At 49.9% G+C, this 19,940-nt stretch carries 18 protein-coding genes and 2 pseudogenes; 13 read left to right on the top strand and 7 right to left on the bottom strand.

The annotated features are described in order from the left end of the window. Nucleotides 1-498 precede the first annotated feature (498 nt). The 9 genes and pseudogenes from H8Z83_RS17585 to H8Z83_RS19745 all read left to right on the top strand — a co-directional run bounded on the left by H8Z83_RS17585 (nucleotide 499) and on the right by H8Z83_RS19745 (nucleotide 6,790). Nucleotides 499-642, top strand: coding sequence for a hypothetical protein (locus tag H8Z83_RS17585; protein ID WP_174232995.1), 144 nt, complete (start codon nucleotides 499-501; stop codon nucleotides 640-642). Between the two features lie 75 nt (nucleotides 643-717). Next, nucleotides 718-2,310, top strand: a complete 1,593-nt coding sequence (locus H8Z83_RS17580) for a recombinase family protein (RefSeq protein WP_187016247.1) — start codon at nucleotides 718-720, stop codon at nucleotides 2,308-2,310. Further along, nucleotides 2,310-3,059, top strand: coding sequence for a recombinase family protein (locus H8Z83_RS17575; protein ID WP_187016246.1), 750 nt, complete (start codon nucleotides 2,310-2,312; stop codon nucleotides 3,057-3,059). Before H8Z83_RS17580 ends, H8Z83_RS17575 begins: the two co-directional genes overlap by 1 nt. Beyond that, nucleotides 3,056-3,598 (top strand): annotated as a pseudogene (locus H8Z83_RS20395) (recombinase family protein); the annotation flags it as partial. The gene H8Z83_RS17575 and the pseudogene H8Z83_RS20395, both read left to right, overlap by 4 nt. Beyond that, a complete protein-coding gene (locus H8Z83_RS17570; RefSeq protein ID WP_436231653.1) occupies nucleotides 3,578-4,708 on the top strand; it encodes a recombinase family protein in 1,131 nt (376 codons plus the stop codon). The pseudogene H8Z83_RS20395 and the gene H8Z83_RS17570, both read left to right, overlap by 21 nt. After that, nucleotides 4,705-5,451 carry a metallophosphoesterase family protein gene (locus tag H8Z83_RS17565; protein ID WP_187016244.1) on the top strand — a complete coding sequence of 249 codons (747 nt, stop codon included), beginning with the start codon at nucleotides 4,705-4,707 and terminating at the stop codon, nucleotides 5,449-5,451. Before H8Z83_RS17570 ends, H8Z83_RS17565 begins: the two co-directional genes overlap by 4 nt. A gap of 95 nt (nucleotides 5,452-5,546) precedes the next feature. Continuing rightward, nucleotides 5,547-5,939 (top strand): annotated as a pseudogene (locus H8Z83_RS20260) (DUF1016 N-terminal domain-containing protein); the annotation flags it as partial. A gap of 88 nt (nucleotides 5,940-6,027) precedes the next feature. Next, nucleotides 6,028-6,498, top strand: a complete 471-nt coding sequence (locus tag H8Z83_RS17555) for a low molecular weight protein-tyrosine-phosphatase (protein ID WP_187016243.1) — start codon at nucleotides 6,028-6,030, stop codon at nucleotides 6,496-6,498. Nucleotides 6,499-6,589: 91 nt separating this feature from the next. After that, nucleotides 6,590-6,790 carry a virulence RhuM family protein gene (locus H8Z83_RS19745; RefSeq protein WP_333637355.1) on the top strand — a complete coding sequence of 67 codons (201 nt, stop codon included), beginning with the start codon at nucleotides 6,590-6,592 and terminating at the stop codon, nucleotides 6,788-6,790. A 174-nt stretch (nucleotides 6,791-6,964) separates the two neighbouring features. On the opposite strand, the gene H8Z83_RS17545 is transcribed toward H8Z83_RS19745, so the two are convergent. Next, the gene (locus H8Z83_RS17545; protein WP_187016242.1) at nucleotides 6,965-8,134 is read right to left on the bottom strand and encodes an IS3 family transposase; all 1,170 of its coding nucleotides are present in this window, start codon (nucleotides 8,132-8,134) and stop codon (nucleotides 6,965-6,967) included. Between the two features lie 309 nt (nucleotides 8,135-8,443). Between H8Z83_RS17545 and H8Z83_RS17540 the strand changes: the two genes are divergently transcribed. After that, a complete protein-coding gene (locus H8Z83_RS17540) occupies nucleotides 8,444-10,084 on the top strand; it encodes a hypothetical protein (RefSeq protein WP_187016241.1) in 1,641 nt (546 codons plus the stop codon). Between the two features lie 156 nt (nucleotides 10,085-10,240). On the opposite strand, the gene H8Z83_RS17535 is transcribed toward H8Z83_RS17540, so the two are convergent. Further along, a complete protein-coding gene (locus tag H8Z83_RS17535; RefSeq protein ID WP_187016240.1) occupies nucleotides 10,241-11,407 on the bottom strand; it encodes a tyrosine-type recombinase/integrase in 1,167 nt (388 codons plus the stop codon). Between the two features lie 55 nt (nucleotides 11,408-11,462). Beyond that, nucleotides 11,463-12,500, bottom strand: a complete 1,038-nt coding sequence (locus H8Z83_RS17530) for a DUF6076 domain-containing protein (RefSeq protein ID WP_187016239.1) — start codon at nucleotides 12,498-12,500, stop codon at nucleotides 11,463-11,465. 154 nt (nucleotides 12,501-12,654) lie between these two features. Here H8Z83_RS17530 and H8Z83_RS17525 point away from each other — a divergent pair, with 154 nt between their 5' ends. The 3 genes from H8Z83_RS17525 to mobV all read left to right on the top strand — a co-directional run bounded on the left by H8Z83_RS17525 (nucleotide 12,655) and on the right by mobV (nucleotide 15,275). Further along, entirely contained in the window at nucleotides 12,655-12,861 is a 207-nt protein-coding gene (locus H8Z83_RS17525) for a helix-turn-helix domain-containing protein (RefSeq protein ID WP_187016238.1), read from the top strand. Beyond that, a complete protein-coding gene (locus H8Z83_RS17520) occupies nucleotides 12,848-13,957 on the top strand; it encodes an AAA family ATPase (protein WP_187016237.1) in 1,110 nt (369 codons plus the stop codon). Before H8Z83_RS17525 ends, H8Z83_RS17520 begins: the two co-directional genes overlap by 14 nt. A 364-nt stretch (nucleotides 13,958-14,321) precedes the next feature. Further along, entirely contained in the window at nucleotides 14,322-15,275 is a 954-nt protein-coding gene (mobV, locus tag H8Z83_RS17515) for a MobV family relaxase (protein ID WP_187016236.1), read from the top strand. Nucleotides 15,276-15,419: 144 nt separating this feature from the next. Here mobV and H8Z83_RS17510 read toward each other — a convergent pair whose 3' ends face one another. The 4 genes from H8Z83_RS17510 to H8Z83_RS17495 all read right to left on the bottom strand — a co-directional run. After that, nucleotides 15,420-16,940, bottom strand: a complete 1,521-nt coding sequence (locus H8Z83_RS17510; protein WP_187016235.1) for an S-layer homology domain-containing protein — start codon at nucleotides 16,938-16,940, stop codon at nucleotides 15,420-15,422. Nucleotides 16,941-17,082: 142 nt separating this feature from the next. Beyond that, on the bottom strand, nucleotides 17,083-17,502 hold the full coding sequence (locus H8Z83_RS17505) for a hypothetical protein (protein ID WP_187016234.1): 420 nt from the start codon (nucleotides 17,500-17,502) through the stop codon (nucleotides 17,083-17,085). 97 nt (nucleotides 17,503-17,599) lie between these two features. Next, a complete protein-coding gene (locus H8Z83_RS17500; RefSeq protein ID WP_187016233.1) occupies nucleotides 17,600-18,148 on the bottom strand; it encodes a hypothetical protein in 549 nt (182 codons plus the stop codon). A 601-nt stretch (nucleotides 18,149-18,749) separates the two neighbouring features. Further along, a partial coding sequence (locus H8Z83_RS17495; protein ID WP_187016232.1) for a recombinase family protein occupies nucleotides 18,750-19,940 on the bottom strand: 1,191 nt, incomplete at its 5' end.

Here is a 19,940-nt window from a genome sequence, read left to right as displayed (position 1 = left end):
GCGGCCCTCTGTTTTTATTTCTGAGCTAAAAGATGTGTTTTCAACAGCACATTCTCTAAGGCTCTATGATCTTCATGTAACTGCCACCAGCAGGGCTTCAGAAAGCAGAGAACATTCTCTGCCCATCTGTAGTCATCCGGCTGCAGCGTTCCCATTATGACACCGCGCTGAAACGCGGCGTTTCGTTTCCGCACAGACACTTCCACACCGGCCTGCGCCAAATGCGCGTTCAAAAAACCGCAAATGACAGCCGCTTCTTCCGTTGTATAAAGCATAGTTCTCATCCCTTTCCACAAACAGGCACCATTGTAACATGATACCCCTATTTTTGAAATCGGCTGTTTCCACAAGAATCCAGCCGAAAGTTTTATACAAACGCTTGTTCGATTTATGGTGCTGTGCTAAGATCCCATAACGAAAACTCCCAAACCCATTTGTGAAAGTGGGCTTGGGAGTTTTCATTATCATTCAAATTAAATCAAAAAAGGAGGAATCCGAATGAATCCAAACGCAGATTATCTCGGCATCGTCACCATGCTTCGCAGCCTGCGGGAGCAGGGTCTCGTCAGCGGCAGCGAAGCCAAAAAAATCGCCGCGCGGCTGAGGGTACAGCTTGGCGCAGACATCATTATTTCTCTTTGATTTCTTCGCTTTTAGGATAGCTATTGCGGATGTTATATGGTATTGTGTGTTACTGACGAAGGAGGTGGCAGAGGAATGAGTGATAAGGAGAAAACCAACGGTTCTCTGGCGATGGCTCCGCGGGTCATTACGATCCCGGCAGCGAATCAGGAAACCGCACGAAAACTCCGCGTGGCAGCGTATACCCGTGTCAGTTCCAACTCCAAGGATCAAGAACACTCCTTTGCCGCGCAGAATGCCTACTTCTCCAAACTCATCACAGACAACCCTGATTGGGAGTTGGCAGACATATATGCCGACCAGGGCATCACCGGCACGTCCATAGACAAGCGGGATGACTTCCTACGGATGATGGAGGACTGCCGAAAAGGGCGCATCGACCGCATCCTTGTGAAATCTTCCTCCCGCTTCGCCCGGAATACCAAGGAAAGTCTGGCGGCTGTACGGGAACTGAAGTCTCTCAACATCAGCGTCTACTTTGAGGAGCAAAACATTGACACCGCGCAGGTGTCCGGCGAAGTTCTTATTGCCATGTTCGCGGCACTGGCCCAGCGGGAGAGTGAGGCTATCTCCGAACGGGTGCGGTGGAGCTACAAAGTCCGAATGAGCAAAGGGAGATTTTCCACCTGCAAAGCGCCCTATGGCTATCGGCTCGTTAAAGATCATTTGGAGATTCAAGAGGATGAAGCGTCAATCATCCGACATATCTTCGACCGTTACCTTGCAGGTGTCAGTATGGAGAATATTGCAAAGGAAATCACGGCGCTGGGCTGTCCAACGCGGGACGGCACTCAATATTGGCAGTTGACCTCCATCCAGTACATACTGCAAAACGAAAAATACGCCGGAGATTCTCTGTCTCAAAAGAAATATACCACACGCAGCTTTCCTCGGCAGCAAAAAATCAACCACGGCGAACGAAAACAGTATCTTGTGATAGATTCTCATCCCGCAATCATCAGTAGAGAGATTTTTCAAAAGGTGCAGGAACTTCTGACACAGAGAAGTGCCGCGATTCATCCACGGTCAGATGTCCCCCACGCTTTTGCGCGTAAAGTCGTGTGCGGTCACTGCGGCACACTCTGCAAAAGGAAAAATTGTGGTGGCTCTGTAAATTGGGCGTGTCGCAGACACGACAAGTCTATCACCGCCTGCCCCAATACGCAGGTTCCAGAGGAACAGATGAAAAACGCATTCCTCCATGTATATTACAATCTTAAACATTATGGAACGAGCATTCTCACCCAACTCATCTCTGACCTCTACGCCGCCAGAACCGGCAGTCTCCTCTGGAGCGAAAACATCGTGGAGATCAACAAACAAATATCGGATATCGCCAGTCAGGAACGACTTCTGGCCCAGCTCAAGCAGCAGGGAGTGGTCGATCCTGACATTTTTATATCCCGCAGCAATCAGCTTGCAGAGCGCCTCCGGGAACTGAAACTCCAAAAGGAGCGCATCCTACGGTCTGAGGAGGATCACACCATCCAACAAACACAGGATCTGCTGGATGTGCTCGAAAGCGGACCGGACTGGCTGGATGACTTCGATGAGCAGCTATTCAGCGATATGGTCGAGAAAATCGTGGTCGTGGACAATGAAACACTGCGCTTCCGCCTTCTCAATGGACTGGAGGTCACAGAAAAAATAGAAAGGACACGGAGATAATGGGAAAACGAAAGCAGCCCTTCGGCTATAAAATGAAGCTCGGCGAGATCGTGCCGCAGCCGCAGGAGGCGGAAGCGGTGCGGAGCATCTACCTGCAATACCTTGCTGGTGCCTCCTTCAAGCAGCTTGCCGAACAGCTTCAGACAGAGGATGTTCCCTACGATGAGGACAAGTCCTGGAACAAAAATATGGTGGCGCGAATTCTGGAGGATGACCGGTATATCGGTGAGAAAGAATTCCCGGCGCTCATCCCAACGGAGCAATTCCACGCCGCCCAGGAACGCAGGAAAGAGATGTGCCCCGAGTATAAGCAAACACCTGCGCAAAAGGAGTTACGCAAGCTGTGCGGCAGCACCGTACCCGACAGCGTTGCACGAAAAGTCCTCAAGATACTGAATCAGATGGTCGACGATCCGCAGATCATCAAGATAGAAACATCCGGTGTTCCCACCACAGAAGATATCCGGCGGCTCCAGCAGGAACTGGACACGCTGCTGCAGACACCACCTGTAGATGCGGACACCGCGCGGCAAAAAGCCTTGGAGGTCGCGTCTCTAAAGCTGGCGAGTGTCAAAACGGAGGAATATGAATCACACCGGCTCCGCCGCATCTTTGGTTCGCAGGCAAAGCTGTGGGAGCTGGACGCAAACCTCCTGCGGCAGAGCATCCGAAAAATCACCTATGACAGTAAGACAGTCAAAGTCCTGCTGAAAAACAATCAAGTCTTAGAGGAGTGTGATGATACATGACGCAGTCCCGCCCTGAACCGAAGGTCATCGTGATTCCCGCAAAGGAGGAATCGCCGCAGGATCAGGAAAAGAAGAAAAATCTCCGGGTAGCCGCATACTGCCGCGTGTCCACGAAAAAGGACGAGCAGCTCAACAGCTACGAAAACCAGAAAACATACTACACGGAAAAAATCATGGCAAACCCCGACTGGACGATGGCGGATATTTTCGCGGATGAAGGCATCACAGGCACTTCCGCCTGCAAGCGCGAGGATTTTCTTCGCATGATCCGCCAGTGCAGGCAGGGCAAAATCGACATGATCCTTGCCAAATCCGTCTCCCGCTTCGCCCGTAATACCGTGGACACGCTGAACTATACCCGCGAACTGCGCGGCATGGGCATCCCGGTCATCTTCGAGGAGCAGAATATCAACTCCATCTATCCGGAAAGCGAATTCCTCATCACCATCCACGGTGCCTTCGCACAGTCCGAAAGTGAGGGCATCTCCTCCCGTGTTAAGTGGGGCAAGCATCAGGCGATGCGGACGGGAAAGGCGAATATCCAGTATAAGACCCTGCTGGGCTATGAAAAGAACCCTGACGGTGAGATGGTGGTGAATGCGGAGCAGGCGGAAACGGTCCGAAGGATTTATGAGATGTACTTATCCGGCCAGACGCTGCGCAGCATCAAGGAAGCCTTGGAATCCGGCGGCTTCAAGAATTCGGCAGGAACAATGGAATGGACAACTTCTAATCTGCGGACGATCCTCTCTGACGAAAAATACTGCGGTGACGTCCTGCTCCAGAAAACATTCATTCAGGATTGTATCAGTAAAAAGGTTATCAAAAATACCGGACAGCTTCCTATGTATCTGATTCAGAACCACCATGAAGCCATTATCCCACGGGACCGATTCGATGCCGTGCAGGTGGAATTGGCACGGCGCAAAACATTGACAAGCAGCACGAAAAAGAGCGCTCCGACCGGCATGAGCCGTTACAGCGGCAAATACGCACTCAGCGGTCTGCTGTTCTGCGGCGAGTGTGGCACAGCGTACCGCAGAGTGGTGTGGACACAGCACGGTGAGAAACGAGCCGTGTGGCGCTGCAGCAGCCGCTTGGACTATGGAAAGAAATACTGCAAAGAATCTCCGACGCTGGACGAATCGCCGCTTCAGCAGGCGGTGCTGGCAGCCATCAATGCATCCATGTCAGGGTGCAAGGTTCTGGCAGATCAGCTTGTAGATGCGATGGAGCAGGAATTGGCGCCGATTCCCGGTGAGAGCATGAGCCTTGGAGATATCGACCGAGCGGTCACAGAGTTGGGCAAACAATTCGATACGCTTCTGGCAGAAGCGGCAAATGGTGACGCGGACGAATACGCCGAGCGCTTTCGCACCATCTCCACCACGATGGAGGAACTGAAGCGCCGCAAGGCGGCAATCCTCAGTATCCGGCAGGAACAGGAACAGATCAGCCGTCGTATCCATGCGGCAGCCTCGGCAATGACCGCGACGACTGTGGGAATCACAGAGTGGGATGATGGCGTGGTCTATCAGATGCTGGAAAAGGTCACCGTCCTGACGGGTAACCGCATCAAGGTCACTTTCCGCAACGGCGTAGAAATCGAACAGACCGTAGACCAACCTAAGAGGAGGAAATTCATATGATTTATGTAACTGGCGATTGCCACGGAAACTTCCGGCGTTTCCAATCGGATTGTTTCCCGGAGCAAGCTAACATGACGAAGGATGACACGGTCATCATCACAGGAGACTGCGGCGGCGTGTGGTTTGGTGACAGCCGTGACGATGAAACGCTGGACTGGCTGGAACGCCTGCCCTTCACACTGGCCTTCGTCTGCGGCAACCATGAAAACTATGACGCGCTGGCGAGATACCCTGTTGCAGAGTGGCACGGCGGCAAGGTGCATCGCGTTCGACCTCATGTGCTGCACCTGATACGCGGTCAGATCTTCGAGCTGGAGGGCTTCCGCTTCTTTACGATGGGCGGCGCCAAAAGCCACGACATCGAGGATGGGATTCTGGAGCCGGATGCCCCGGATTTTGAGCGAAGGCTCGTGATGCTCCAACGCAAACCAAGAGCGAGATACCGCATCAACCACATCTCGTGGTGGGCGCAGGAACTTCCCTCCGATGAAGAATACGCCGAGGCACGGCGAAACCTCGACGCGGTCGGCTGGCAGGTGGACTACATCATCACCCACTGCGCTCCCACCAGCATTGCCCTCATGGGAAGCCGTCACAACGAGGCGGACCGGCTCACGGACTTTTTGCAAGAGGTACGGGAAAGAGCAAGATACCGCTACTGGCTGTTCGGCCATTATCATGACAACAAAGCCATTGACGAAAAGCACATCCTGCTGTGGGAGCAGATCGTGCAGGTCATCTGAAGCAGGTCAAAGCAGAGGAAAACACGGTGACACCGCCGTGCTTTTCTCTGCTTTGAGCGTTGATCAGGCGCACCGCGCCGGAAAGGAGAAAGCCCATGAACATTCGCAAGCCAACAGATTACACCGCCATGTTTGCCGCGCTGGACGCGCTCATAGCGGCGCAGCTCCCGCAGATGGAGCTGTACTGTGAGATCGGTCGGGTGGTCAGCGGCAGAGCGGAGAAAGGCGCAGCTGTTGCGGCGTCCGAATACCTGCAAACCACCTATCCCGCAGCCGATGGCTTTTCTCCCCGCAATGTGCGCCGGATGCGCGCGTTTTACGCAGCCTACGAGGAATCCCCTGAAATCATGCGGCTGGCGATGAACCTCGGCTGGACGCAGAATGTGGCGATTTTAGAGGGATGCGGCAGCAGCGCGGAACGGGCGTGGTACATCCGAGCCGCACTGCACTTCGGTTGGAAGAAAGCGAAATTGCTGAACGCCATAGAATCCCAGGCATGGCTGCATTCTTCTCTCGACGAACAGGCGGTTTCCTGCTATACTGAGGAAAAAGAAATATCTCAGGAGAGCGAGAGCGATGAAGAAGATACTTTTTGTGTGCCACGGCAATATCTGCCGCAGCCCCATGGCCGAGTTCGTGATGAAGGACTTGGTGAAGAAAGCGGGGCTGGCATCGCAATTTCATATCGAATCGGCGGCTACCAGCCGGGAGGAGATCGGCAACCCGGTCTATCCCCCGGCGCGGCGCAAGCTGGCGGAGCATGGGATCTCCTGCGACGGCCACGCGGCGCGGCAGCTCACCAATGCCGACTACGAGAACTACGATTTGCTGATCGGGATGGACAGAGCCAACCTCCGGGATATGTACCGCATCTGCGGCGGCGATTTCTCTGGCAAGCTGCACCTCCTGATGGACTACACCGACCGCCCCGGCGATGTTGCCGACCCGTGGTACACAGGCGATTTCGAGGCGACGTGGCAGGATGTGCTGGCGGGATGTCAGGGGTTGCTGCGTGAAATAACCGGCCATCATCATACGAGGGAATGAACACGAAAAAAACAGAAAAGCCATTCGTAACAGTACAGTCGATTTCCTCGTTTTCACTAAGGATGCCGGTGACGACAGTATTGAAGTCCGTGTGCAGGATGGCGAGGTCTGGCTGACTCAGGATGGGATCGCACAGCTTTTTGATGTAGACCGAAGCGTAGTGACCAAGCACCTCAAGAACATCTTTCAGGATGGGGAGCTGGCAGAAAAAGAAACTCGTGCAAAATTTACACAAGTTGCTGACAACGGAAAAACCTATCAATATCATTCAGGACAAAAATTATCAGAGTGACTTCGACCGATTGATGGCGGAAACGGCTGAAACTGAACGCGGCCCGTGTTTCGAACTTTTTTATCGAAACACGGGCCGCTTCGTATTCGGAAAGCCTTGATTTATCAAGGCTTTCCGTTTTTGCGTATTCTTGAGTACTTTTCTTGAAAGGCCAAAATCGAAAAGAAGATTTCGCTATCCACCCCCGCTATTTGAACACGTCTTTTCGATATAATCGTTGGTATATGCAGCCTCAAACGCCTGCGGTGTCTTATATTTTAGTGTCGCATGTGGGCGGACTTCATTGTAGAAGCAAATGTACCCGTCTACGCTTTGCCGGAAATGCCGTTCAGATGTATATTCTCTGCGGTAGGCTTCTTCCTTTTTGAAGGTCGCAAAGAAAGCTTCCGCCACAGCGTTGTCATGAGGACGGGCAGTTGCGGAAAAGGATTGTTTGACACCAAACTGTTGCAGTAGTTTGGAAAATGCATCAGAAATATACTGTCCACCTCGATCACTATGAAAAGTCAAATTTTTTGGCATTCCGCGTTCAGCATAGGCAGCACGAAATGTTGTTGTCACGAGCCGTGTACTTGCAGAACGAGAGATGCGGTGAGCGATGACTTTGCGGGAAAATAAATCAATAATGACGCAAAGATAGAGCCAAGATCCTTTGATTTTAAAATATGTGATGTCACTTACCCAAATATGATTTGGATGATCAACACGAAACTCACGATTAAGGAGGTCTTGCTTTTTGCGCTGCTGTGCTTTATAAAGCTTCTTTGCATCCGTGCGAACACTATGCAGGCCAAGCTCTTGCATAATGGCTGATATGTGTTTTTTGCTGACATGCAGACCATTTGAGATCAAGATTGTGCGAATCTTTTCCGCACCGTAACGCTGCTCGCTGTCATCAAAGATTTGCTTGACTTTCAATGCAAGCTGTGCTTGTTCGCTTTCATATTTACTGCGGTCAGCACGACGGAAAATATGATTATAAAATGTGCCTCTGGCAACATCCAATGCCTCGCACAACTCATGAACGCTGTAAACCTTCGTAAATTCAGTATGGAGATGTTCCAAAGTCGCTATCCTATCCTGCAATGGGACTTTGGAAAGATATCCCGATAGCTGAATGATCTCAAGCTTGTGTTCCGCTTTTTGAAGACGCCTTGTGATGGAATCGAATTCTTTCGGCGTGTAAGTGTGCGTTGCGGTTTGGATGGAACAGTATTCCCGCCGCCAATGATATAGCGTACTCTGAGATATGTGCAGTTCTTGACATAGGGATTGAATGGATTCACCCTTCTCATAGCGCCGAATTGCTTTGACTTTGAATTCATCTGGATATTTTTTGGGCATGACCTCATCTCCTTTTGCAAGATAAGGACATTATAAACCACACGGTGACATTTAACATAAAGTAAAAACAGCAGTTGTATAAAAACAGATTTCATGGTAAAATTCAACAAAACAGAGGGCGTAAAATAAAGACAAGGAGGATTTCCAATGAAGTTGCAAGAAGTGATACTGAGAAATTATAGAGGCTTTCGCATTTCTCCCCAATACATAATTGCAGCCAGAGAATATGATAAAAAACTGAAATGGTGAATTCTGTGTTCTGATCGTTGTGAAGGATTAAATGTAAACCGTTGGCAAGGGTGGGCAACTATGACCAATTTGAAAGAGCAATTCTATCAAACGAAAAATATCGAGTTTCTCAAGAAAACACTGGGAAGAGAACTTTGGGTCCAGGTGTCGGGAAGCAAAGATATAAATGGGGCTTCTGCTGCGTTTTGGGCAGCTTTAATGCCTGTAGAGAATATCGACGAAGCTTACAGAGATTATTCTTGGAACAGTTATATAGGAACACAATGCCCCGGCTTTATAGAATACGGGGACAAAATAACATATGAGGCAAATCCCCTGAATTTTGATTCATGCTTGAATATAGTGCAGTATAGGGAATTCTATGGAATCAAGCCAAATTATGTCGAGATTTCAGAAGAATTTCGCTTGCTGAACAATTTATATCATGACATAAATACAAATATTTTTTATGAAATTGAAGAAAACGGAGAATGCACCGAAGTTGCTAAAATTATAAACAATGACTGCGCATATATAAAACTTAAAAGCTTGATGAAATTTGCTGCAGCGAAACAAATGGCGCTTCTACTATTCTTTGATATTCGTGTTAAGATTTCCGGCTCACTACAGAAAAACGGACTCAAAGAGTTCTCTACTACTGTAAATGAAGACGGATTGTTTTTTGGACTATGGGGAGGTGAACAGAGACTACTTGAAACATATTCTTACAGTATTTTGATGGGGAAAAGAATTTTGCTTCCCAAACCTGTTGAGGAGTGCGGATACGAACCATATTCTCGCAATGAAGAAAACGAGTATCCTGAATATATTATTGGAATAGATGAGTATGGAGAGCCAAGAAGTTATACATCAAACCCTGCGAAGTTATCAAATTATTTTGGAGCAAATCCCGGTGCTCCCCATTATTTAACGCCAGTCTTTTTCAAGAAAGAGGTGTTGCAAAGATATCTATCTCGGCCTAATATTTTTAGTGTAGAGGCAGGTTACCTTCGTTGCCAATCCTTGTGGGGAATCGAAATTGACAATGAACACAAAGACATGGTATCGGTATATCTGGGAGATCTTGGGAGGGATTTGCCAGTTCAGGAACACTCACATTGGAAACAGTATAATATTGCGACAGATGCAAGACTCAGTACAAATGCGGTGAAAAGAGATTTTTTATGTGCCTTTACGCAACCGGAAATTTCTGATTTAAAGTTCAAATCGAATTTTAAGCAGTTTGTAAATACTTGGAGAGAACAGTATCAATGGGATTTATTCCTCCCCCTTTCTCAGAATGATGAGTACAATTTTAAAACTTTACATCTCCCGATAACAGATGGGCAAGAAGAATTTGACCATTTGGTTTTATCCTTGGTGAAAACAATGATTGACTCACTAAACGAAAAAGAAATTGTTAAACAATTCAAAAATCCAACCGATCTCAAAGGAGGAATTAGTAAGTTAGAATACTGGCTTTCCGAGTTAAACTTTCCTGATTACCAGCAACAAATTAAGTTCTTGCGCAATCTACAAGAACTTCGGTCAACAGGAACCGGACATCGAAAAGGAAAGGGATATGAGAAAGCTGCCGGAGTTTTTGGACTGAATACCGACAATTATGTTGATGTATTTGACAGAATCTTACTGCAAGCCAATGCATTTATCCTCTTTTTAGCTAAAAATTTCTTGAAGGATTGGACCGTTACCCTTTCTTGAGAGTGATATTGCCCAAAGCGGTCGAAGAAAAATATCCGAATTGAAGCCACCTGACACGTAAAACCCTGTAATCTCACCGGTTACAGGGTTTTGTCATGCCCTTTGACCCTTATTTTGACCCTTTATAGATTTCAAAGAGCATTTGCGGCAATCGTTTCAACCGGAGACTTTCTGAATAAATTCCTCCATGCGGTCAGCTGATTGCTGCCGCATTTTTTGCGATACATGACCATACACATCCAAGGTAAAGCTGGCGGTGGCATGGCCCAGATTGGATTGCACTGTCTTGATGTCATCGCCGCTCTCAATGGAAGCCACGGCAAAGCTGTGCCGCAAATCATGAAACCGCTCCTCCGGCATACCAAGCTCTCTTACGATTGCCTTAAACTTTTTATAGACTGTACAATGGCACAAATGACCACCCAACTCATTTGTAAACACCAAATCCCACGAATTGTTCCACGCTTCTCCTGCCAACAGACGCATTTGCGCCTGCTGGCTTTTTTGCTTTCGCAGCAGAGCCATGACGGATGGTGCGGTCAGGATCGTGCGGTTACGGCTGTTCTTTGTCGGGGCCAGGCAGTAAGTGCCGCCCACCTTTTTCGTTTTCTGAAGCTGCTTGTTGATGTAGATCGCATTGTGCTGAAAATCAATGCAGTCCCATGTCAGCCCCAGTACTTCGCCCTCCCGCAGCCCGGTAAACAGGGTGATTTGGTACACCAGCCCATACTTCGTCCCTTGGATTGCTTGCAGAAACTTTGTAATCTCCGCCTGCTCCATTGGCTTGATCTCTTTTCGGTGTGCCTTTGGCAGATCACAAACATTCGTCGGATTGGAACGGAGCATTCCCAGCTTTACAGCCTGTCCCAGCGCCCGGTGCAGCACACCGTGAATGTTCTTCACCGTCTTGGGTGACAACTCCTTCTCCGTGATCAGACTGTTATAAAACTGCTGGATCTGCGGTGCTGTCAGTGCGGACAGCCGTATCCGCCCCAGCGCAGGCTTGATATGGATGTTGCAGCTGCGCTCATAGGCATCATAGGTGTAGCTTTTCACGGAATACAGCGCGTAGGTTTTCAGCCAGGTATCCAGCCACTCCCCCACCGTATCCTTCGTCTGCTCCAAATACGTCCCGCTGTCGATCTCCGCTGTGACCTCCGTCAGCTTCTGACGGACTTCCTTTTGCGTCTTGCCATAGACGGACTTTTGGGTCTGTTTGCCCGTCTTCGGGTCAATGCCGGTGGTATAGCGGGCCTCCCAGCGCCCGTCGGAGCGCTTGCGGATGGTGCCGCTGCCCTTTGCGTTCTTGGTATTGCTTTTCACATGTACCTCTCTTTCCTCTGAAATTATAAAACGGCCAGTCAGTCCGTTGTTTACCTTATCGCTGTCTGTCGCTGTCCAACCATGCCACAAATTCCTCCAGCGGCAGTTTACCAGCAATGCAGTCTGCGCGCTTTGCGCGCGCCTCCTTCGACCATGCGGTAAACTCCGCCTTGGTCATCGTTCCATATCGCACACGGGCGTTGTGAGCCTTGTAGGATCGTGTAAACTCCTTTGTGGCAGGATTCTTCATTTGTCGGCTCTGATACTGCACCACGGCTCCCATTTGGCGGCAGGTCTTTTCCGAGCCTTCCATCAACCGTGTGCAGTAGTCCTGCGTGATGTTGCCAGTCACAACAAAGTATCTGCCGCAGTTTTTGCACTTGTGGATTGGGAGCGGCAGACGGAGACAATAGCCCTTCAGATAGTTGTAGAGGTCTCGTACGGTGTTGGGATAGAGCACTTCACGCAGCGCCGTCTTGATGCCCTGCTCCCGCAGCTTTTCAACGCTGTAGTTGTAGGCGCTGTCATATGCGGGACGCTCCAACATAACTTCCTCTGTGGCAAGCTCACCATAGCGCATATCATCAAAGCAGAGTCGAGCGTCATAATGAGCCTCGCGGTATCTCTCTGCCGTGGAGTAGTTTGGCTGATGGCGATCATCCAGGCACACTTCAATTAATGCCTTTGCATCACTAACGATATTTTCAAAATCTCGGTCAAACCGAAGCAGTATATCCTTGGTATCATTCTTGCCATATGCGTGATTTTCTTCTAAATCACTCAGTTCCTTGATCAATAGCCCAAAAAATGGATGCACTTTACAGAGCGGCATCGCCAGTTCCAACAGCTTTCTCCATGCAGTTTCATCCTTGTGTTCAGGAGTCAGGGGACGCAATAGTTTATTGATTTCAGACAGTACACAGTATGTGTCATAAAAGTCGGTATCATAGAGGTCAACCAGGCACTGGCCCAAGTCCTGCGTTTTTTCCAATAAGGTTCTGCGGCACCCAAGTGTCATGCTATATAGTTCATAGCACTCCTTACGTTCCGGGGTGATGTAATACCGGAATTCCATGTGTTCAGGAAAGATCATAGTTTCCTCCTGTTAGATATATCGAGATAGATGTGCAAAATTATCTATTGACTTTTGCGTATTTGCACTATACAATCATACCATAATAGTTACATTGTGTATTATATCCTTAATAGTCCATAATGTCAACTGCAATTTTCAAAGGAGGTCACACATGAACAACAACTACGAAAACCTGCCCGCGGTGCTAAATGCCAATCAGTTGGCTACGGCACTGGGCATTTCCCGTGCCGGAGCCTACCAGCTGCTGAACACAGAAAGCTTTCCCACCCTGCGGATTGGCAAGCGGCTGCTAGTGCCGAGAGACAAGCTGGTGGAATGGATCGAACAGAACACAGGAGGCGGCCATGTGGGAGGATAAAGAAACGACTGCCCCAGATCCATCTGTTGCACCAGATGGGGAGCAGCCGTCCGCGCTTGCACGCACAGACAGTATAGCAACTTTTGAGGAAACAAACAAGCAATTCGGCAAAATGCGTATCTTTTCCATGCCGGAGCTGATGGACACCCATTTCCCATCCCGGCCATGTATCATTGAAAACTTGCTTCCAGCGGGGACATACCTCCTCGCTGGTGCTCCCAAAATCGGCAAATCCTTCCTCGTCCTGCAAATGGCCTATCAGGTGAGCGCAGGAGAGCCGTTTTTAGGCTTTCCCACCCGGCAGGGCACGGTTTTGTACCTTGCTCTAGAGGACACCTACGAGCGATTACAGAAGCGTTTGGCACAGATGACGGAACGGGACAGTCCCGATCTGGTGCTGTCCGTTCTGGCGGACACGCTGGAAGAAGATCTGCTGGAGCATCTGGAAAACTTTCTGTTTGAGTACCCGGAAACGGTGCTGGTCATTATTGACACACTCCAACGCATCCGGGGCCGGATGCCGGACAACGGCAGCTACGCCGTAGATTACGATACCATCGCCAAGCTGAAGGCGTTCTCAGACCAACGCGGCATCGCCCTGCTGCTCGTTCACCACACCCGCAAGGAGGGAGCAGAGGATGTGTTCGACACCATCTCCGGCACCAACGGCATCTTGGGGGCGGCAGATGGAGCCCTGGTCTTGCATAAGGACAAGCGCACGAGCGGGGACGCCATCCTCGATGTGGTGGGACGTGACCAGCCGCAGATGCGGCTTCACCTGCACTTCGACTCTCCCCATAGTCTCTGGCAAGCGACGGAGGTGGAAACAGAGCCATTCAGGGAGCCGCCGAACCCGCTGTTGGAATTTCTTTCCCGGCTGGTAAATGAAGAAAATCCACTGTGGAGCGGCACGGCGACAGAGCTGGTACAGTGTCTTTCGGAGATGGACAGCGCACAGGTTATTTCACCCAACTGGATCGTGCGGACGCTGAACGTGCGGCAGGATGACCTGCTGCGAAAGTACGGCATCCGCTACGGTTCCCGGCGCACGAAGGATGGAAAGGTCATCCTTCTGCGGTGGGAAGGTGTACGGTAATGTACGGTATGTACGGTAAAAACGGGAGAGGGGTATCCCCCGAAAATACCGGACATATCGGACATACCGTACACCAGAGGGCTGAATGACCTGTCGCACCGACAGGTCATTTCGCCCGTTTCAGGGAGTCCAGAGGGAACGGTTGGCACACGGACTTTGGTACAAAGTATAGTGTGTTATACCCATCACGGCGGGGGACGGAAACGAACGCGGGCTGGCGGTGGCCAGCCGCGTTTGTGACCGGGCCGAAAACGAAGTGAAGGCGGGTGTCGGTATCGACACCCGCCGCAGCGCACGGTTTCAGAAGCCGTGACGGGGATTCTTCGTTCCCCGGTCTCCCAGACTATAACAAGGGAGGTTTCACATGGCATACGCCATTTTACGATTTGCAAAGCACAAGGGCGGCGCGTCCAAGGCGCTGAGTGCCCACCACGAGCGGACAAAGGACAGCTACGCCAGCAACCCGGATATTGATCTCAGCCGCACGGCACAGAACTTCCATCTGGTGACGCCCCGGTGGAGCTATGAGCAGGAGATCAGGCACCGCATCCAGACGGCAGGCTGCCGGGTGCGGAAGGACAGCGTGAAATTCGTGGATACACTGGTAACGGTCAGCCCGGAGTTTGCCAAGGCTCACGAAGTGGAAATGCCGGAGTACTTCCGGCGGGCCTTTGACTTTCTGAAGGAGCGTGTAGGCGAGGAAAATATTTTCTCCGCCGTGGTACACATGGATGAAAAGACACCTCACATGCACCTTTGCTTTGTCCCGCTGACCAGGGACAAGCGGCTGTCCGCAAAGGAGATCCTCGGCAACAAGAAGAGCATGATCCGCTGGCAGGATGATTTCTATGCCTGCATGGCGGAACGGTGGCCGGAGCTGGAGCGTGGTACGCCCGCCGTGGAGACCAAACGCAGGCACCTGACACCCCAGTGGTACAAGAAGGTCACGGCGATGGACGCCAAACTGGAGCAGCTGGAGGCCACGCTGAACAACATCAACGTGTTCAACGCGGGCAAGAAGCGGGAGGAGGCCGTTGCGCTGCTGGCGCAGCTGCTGCCGGAGGTGGAATCCTTTCAGGCGGAAACACAGCGGCTGCGGGATACCATCGCCCACGAGCGGCGGAACGCAAGCTTCCAGAGGGAGATCAATGCGGATCTGCGAAACGAGTTAAAAGCAGAACGCAGCCACAGCTTTGACCAGAGCATAAAGCTCTCCGAGTTGGAGCGGCGCTGCAAGCGGGCAGAGAAGCTCTTGAGCAAAATCCCACAGGAGGAATTGGATAAATTGCTGCCCAAGCAAAAGGGCTTGGAACGGTAATAAAGCGGCAGGGCCGCCTTGCTGTTGCAAGGCGGCCCCGTCTGGAGATCCCCTTCATTCGTCATCCACCACATATCTTCGCTGTGCAATCAGAACAACTCATCTAAGGCAGAACTTCCATCATCGATTTCAGTTTGTGATCAGTTAAGCATCCGCTGTCATCACGGTCTGCCTTACCGCTTCAAAATCGTACACATGAATGCTCTCGTAGGGATGATAGCGAATCGTCAGGTAAACAGCCGCCTTGCTGGCTGGACGGAGTTCTGCTGAAACAATGCTTTCCAACAGGCTTTTCTCAGTGGGAAACTGCTCCACAGGCAGATACCGGGCCAGCGTGGCCGGATTTGCCAGCAGATCGTCCCAACTCTTTCCGCCGTCATTTGTCCTCATCAGGACGCAGGCGTTCTCTTCGCTGCTTCCCAGAAGGATTCCCTCCTGCTCACTAAAGAAAAACAGTCCAGAAACTGTGCACGCAAGCGGACGGCCGACCCTGTCCCAGTTTTTTCCGCCGTTCGTGGTGTGGAAAAGCTGGCCTTCAGAAGCTGCCCAGCCATCAGACTCGCTGCTGAAATGATATGCGCTGGTGTTTTTGGGTACGGAATCCATCTTAGGCACAGCAGCATCGCCCTTCAGCACACCTGCTGCCTCCAGAACATTCCCATAAGCCCAATGGCTCTCTGCCAAATCCGAAAATGGATTTTCGACAGACAGCAGCTCCGTCACAGATTCATCCCGTCCGAGCATACGATTGATAGCCGTGACAGCTTCAGCGCGGGTGATCTCACGTTCCGGGTGGAACAGTCCATCGGCATCACCCTGTAACCAGCCCAAAATCTTCGTGCTGTATATGTACGTTTCGGCCCAGTACCCGGCAGGAACATCCGCAAACACAAATTCTTCCCCATACTGCCCCACAGGTGCTGCAAACTGACAGCGATGCAGCAGAACGGTGAACGCGGCCCTGCTGATCGGCGCATCCGGGTGGAAGGTTCCGTCCGTATAGCCGGTGAGAATACCGTAGCTGGCAAGATATGCAACTGCCTGGGCGCAGTCTTTTCCTGCTGTGTCTGAGAACGGGACTCGGTAACCGTCGGCCTCATTGCCAGCGTCCAGCAGGGCGTATAGCATCTGTGCCAATTCGCCGCGTGTCAAGGGAGCATTAGGACGTACAAGCCCACCTTTCACTGGCAGGTATGCCAGATGCCTCGTTGTTTGGAGCTTCGGCCATCCATCCGGCTGAGTCGGAACCAAACCTTTCCGCAAACTCTCCATGGAAAAGGCGGAGGATACCCGTCGAAAGGCATCCAGAAAATCTCCGTCGGTGGGAGTGCCTCCTCCTGGGACCTTCCATAGAAATACCTGGTTCTTTCCCATGGCGATGATCTGGTACGCCATATCATCGTAGTGGCCGGAGAAGAAATCAGACCGTGGGGAAACCACTACAACGGAGCCGATCTCTCCCCCGTATTTTTCACGGGAGGGAGCGTGATAAAAACTCACGCCGGTATCGGTTTCCTCGGCAATGACCTCGCCCTGACGAACGCCGGGAGCCGTGACGAAAAATCCATGCCGGCTGCTTTGATGCTGGAATACTGCAGGGGCGGCTGCTTGGGCCGGAATACCCAGCAGCAGGCATATTGCCAGCAAAATTGAGATCCGTTTCATTTACAGCAATTCCTCCTTTGAGAATTGTCGCACATGGTGACCTTGTTCCCGTGGAATTATCTCAAGCTGTGTGTTTACCCTCCGATTCGTTTTGTGACTTGCAAGTCTATTAGTTGACTGATTTATAAGCTATATGTTTCTGTCAATTGGTAATATTAACAGCACCAGTAACTTTGACATGATCTACCGATCTAGCATACAGTGAATATACTGAAGCTGCTGTAGCGTCCAAGCCTCCCTCTCTACCAGAGGTGAGCATGACATATGCACCATTGCCAGTGCTGTGTGCATAAAGCCTAAATTCTAATCTCGCATAAGCCGGGGACCAGGTTCCCTGAAAACTCACCCTCGATTTCGCTGGCATCTCGAAATCATCTGTGATTTTATAGAACTTACCGTCCTCCGGGATGTTAATTTTCTCATACACGATTGCGCGAGGCATAACAGTTTCTTGCTCTTCATTTCTCGCAGTATCAGTCTCTGCCGCAAATGCGGGAACCGCCATAGCGGCACACATCGCCACGGAAAACAGTACTGCAATCATTTTTTGCATTTTCTTCATAAAAACGCTCCTTTTCAGTCTAAAGTGTAGTTGTTTGCTGTAATTAATTCATTGTATATACAGTCTCCACATAGTAGCTTTTAAACGGTATATGCCCTCATTGGGTCTCCATCGAAAAAACGGCTGTTTGAGTGGCGTACCTCGATGCTGTGTCTATTGGATTGTAGCAGCACGTAACAAGGAAATAGGTGCCGTCATCCATGGCCGCCGTAAAATATAGTTCAAGCAAATAGCCGTTTTCTTTTTCCATCGAAACAGCGTAAGTATACTGCGAATCTTCAGGGAGGATGAGTTCAGTGTAAGTGGAACAATTATTTTTCTTTAAGGCAAATTCCACTAATTTATCAATACCAGGTTTTTCCTCAACATGTCCTACTTCAAAGAAGTTTTCCGCGTCACTATGATTTTGCCAACTATAAAAGCCAGAGTCATAATGATGCTCCGTCCAAATTGCAGTATCAATAGCCATATTGAAATTGTCTGCATGGAATTTTGAAATATTTGCTTGTTCCTCTTCTATTGATGGAGTTTCAACCACATAATCAATCTGCTCGTCACTATGGTTGCTTTTTACTCCCAACCAGATTATAGCCGCAAGCAGTCCAACCAATAGAGCTGCTAATATTTTTGTACATTTCATTCCCAAAGTGCATCCTCCTTGCGGTCAATTCTTTGTGTATACATTCAGATTAAACACAGCGCATAGCATCTCCCCTTTGTCCTGCCGGTTCCGACAGAACAAAGCGTTTTGATTTTCCCAAACAGGAACTCCATTAAAATACATTATACATTGCAATTATTAAAACAACTACCTTCGAAAAATATAACAGCAAGAATGCTGTTACATTTTTCGAAGGTAAGTGTTTATATATGAGAGTTTTTTCATGCGCAGGCTAAAGCTGCCGCACTGCTGCCTCTGCTCACCTGCCTACTGTTCGGTAAAGGAGATTTTTCATGCACTATTGCACTTCATTCAAGGAACAAGACAAAATCGAACATTTCAGATGTTGCTTGCGGCTTCGAAAAAAATTCAGTCGTATTTTTTTCCCATCAATGTGGTTTCTATTTTTTCTAGCTTCAATAGCGTTCTTTTTTTTGAGTCCAACCACAAAAACAATCCCAATAACGTCGGCCATTATAGATGATACTATTACATGGATCATTGGATGCATTGGCTTTTATAAGTTCTTACCTTATGATTAGCGCCTATTAGGAAAACACACTGTCAAAGGGGTTTGTAGCGGGGGTTAGCCCGCTACTGCGGTATCTTCCGTAGTGTTGATTTCAATGTACTCGGCAATCTTGCGGAGCTCGTCAGCAAATTTGAATTTCACGCTGATATTGCCGTTTTCATAGACCTTGATATAGTCCACAAGTTCAACCAAGATTTCACGGTTGAGGGCTTCAATGTTCTGATACTTCATAAAGGCTACCAGTGCAGGATGTTCGTTATCTACACCATTTGCCAGTTCTGCGCGTTCAGCGTTCAGCCGGGTAAGCACTGCGGAAATATCAGAAGTCTGCCGTTCATAGTCGGCCTTCATATCCCGGTATTCCTGCTGGGTGATTTCACCGTCTTTCCAGTCCTGATAAAGAGACTGCTTGTAGCGTGTTATCTTTGTCAGTTCCCGCTCTTTTGCAGCTATCAGATCGTCCAGTCGGTAAGACTGGCTTTTTTTGATTGGAGCGGAATTGATCTGTGTGACGATTTCCGAGTAGGAAACAGCCAAATGCACCTGATGCTGTACGGCGAACAGAACAGCAGCCTCCAGCCGCTCATGCTTGATTGAGTGCATGGTGCAGGCTGTCCGGGAACGGTTCTTGTAGGTTGAGCAAGAATAATATACATTGTTGTTCTTGCCAACGCATCGGGTAATGGCCCGCCCGCAATCGGCACATTTCAGAAAGCCGCTGAATAAATGTACCTCACGGCCTTTCGGGGAAGTACGGGTATCACGCTGTAAGAGAGCCTGTACCTTGTCGAAAGTTTCATAGTCGATAATGGCCTCATGCGTTCCAGCCACTTCCACCCACTCCTCGCGGGGAACAGCTTCAATCTGGTGTACCTTGTAGCTTTTCACCCGGCTCCGGCCTTGGGCTAAATCTCCGGTGTAGGTCGGATTGGTAAGAATGGAGTGGATCATGCGGGCTCCCCACATAGGATCGTCATACCCTCTTGTCGAAACAGGCAAGCCCTTTTGTACCTTGTAAGCCGAGGGGCTCGGTACGCCGTGTTCGTTCAGGTACAACGCGATAGCACGTTTTGATGACCCTTGAATAAGCATTGTGAAAATGAGTTTGACATTTTCAGCAGCATCGGGATCAACAATCAGCCTGTGCTTGTCCTTTGGGTGCTTTACATAGCCGTAAGGAGCAAATGCTCCGATATACTGGCCGTTGCGCCGTTTGTAATCAAATACCTGCCGGATCTTTTTGGA

It is taken from the genome of Dysosmobacter segnis, from assembly GCF_014297285.1.
Classification (GTDB): Bacteria; Bacillota; Clostridia; order Oscillospirales; family Oscillospiraceae; genus Oscillibacter; species Oscillibacter segnis.
The sequence above is the reverse complement of the archived record's forward strand: the minus strand, read 5'-3'. Positions and strand labels throughout refer to the sequence as shown.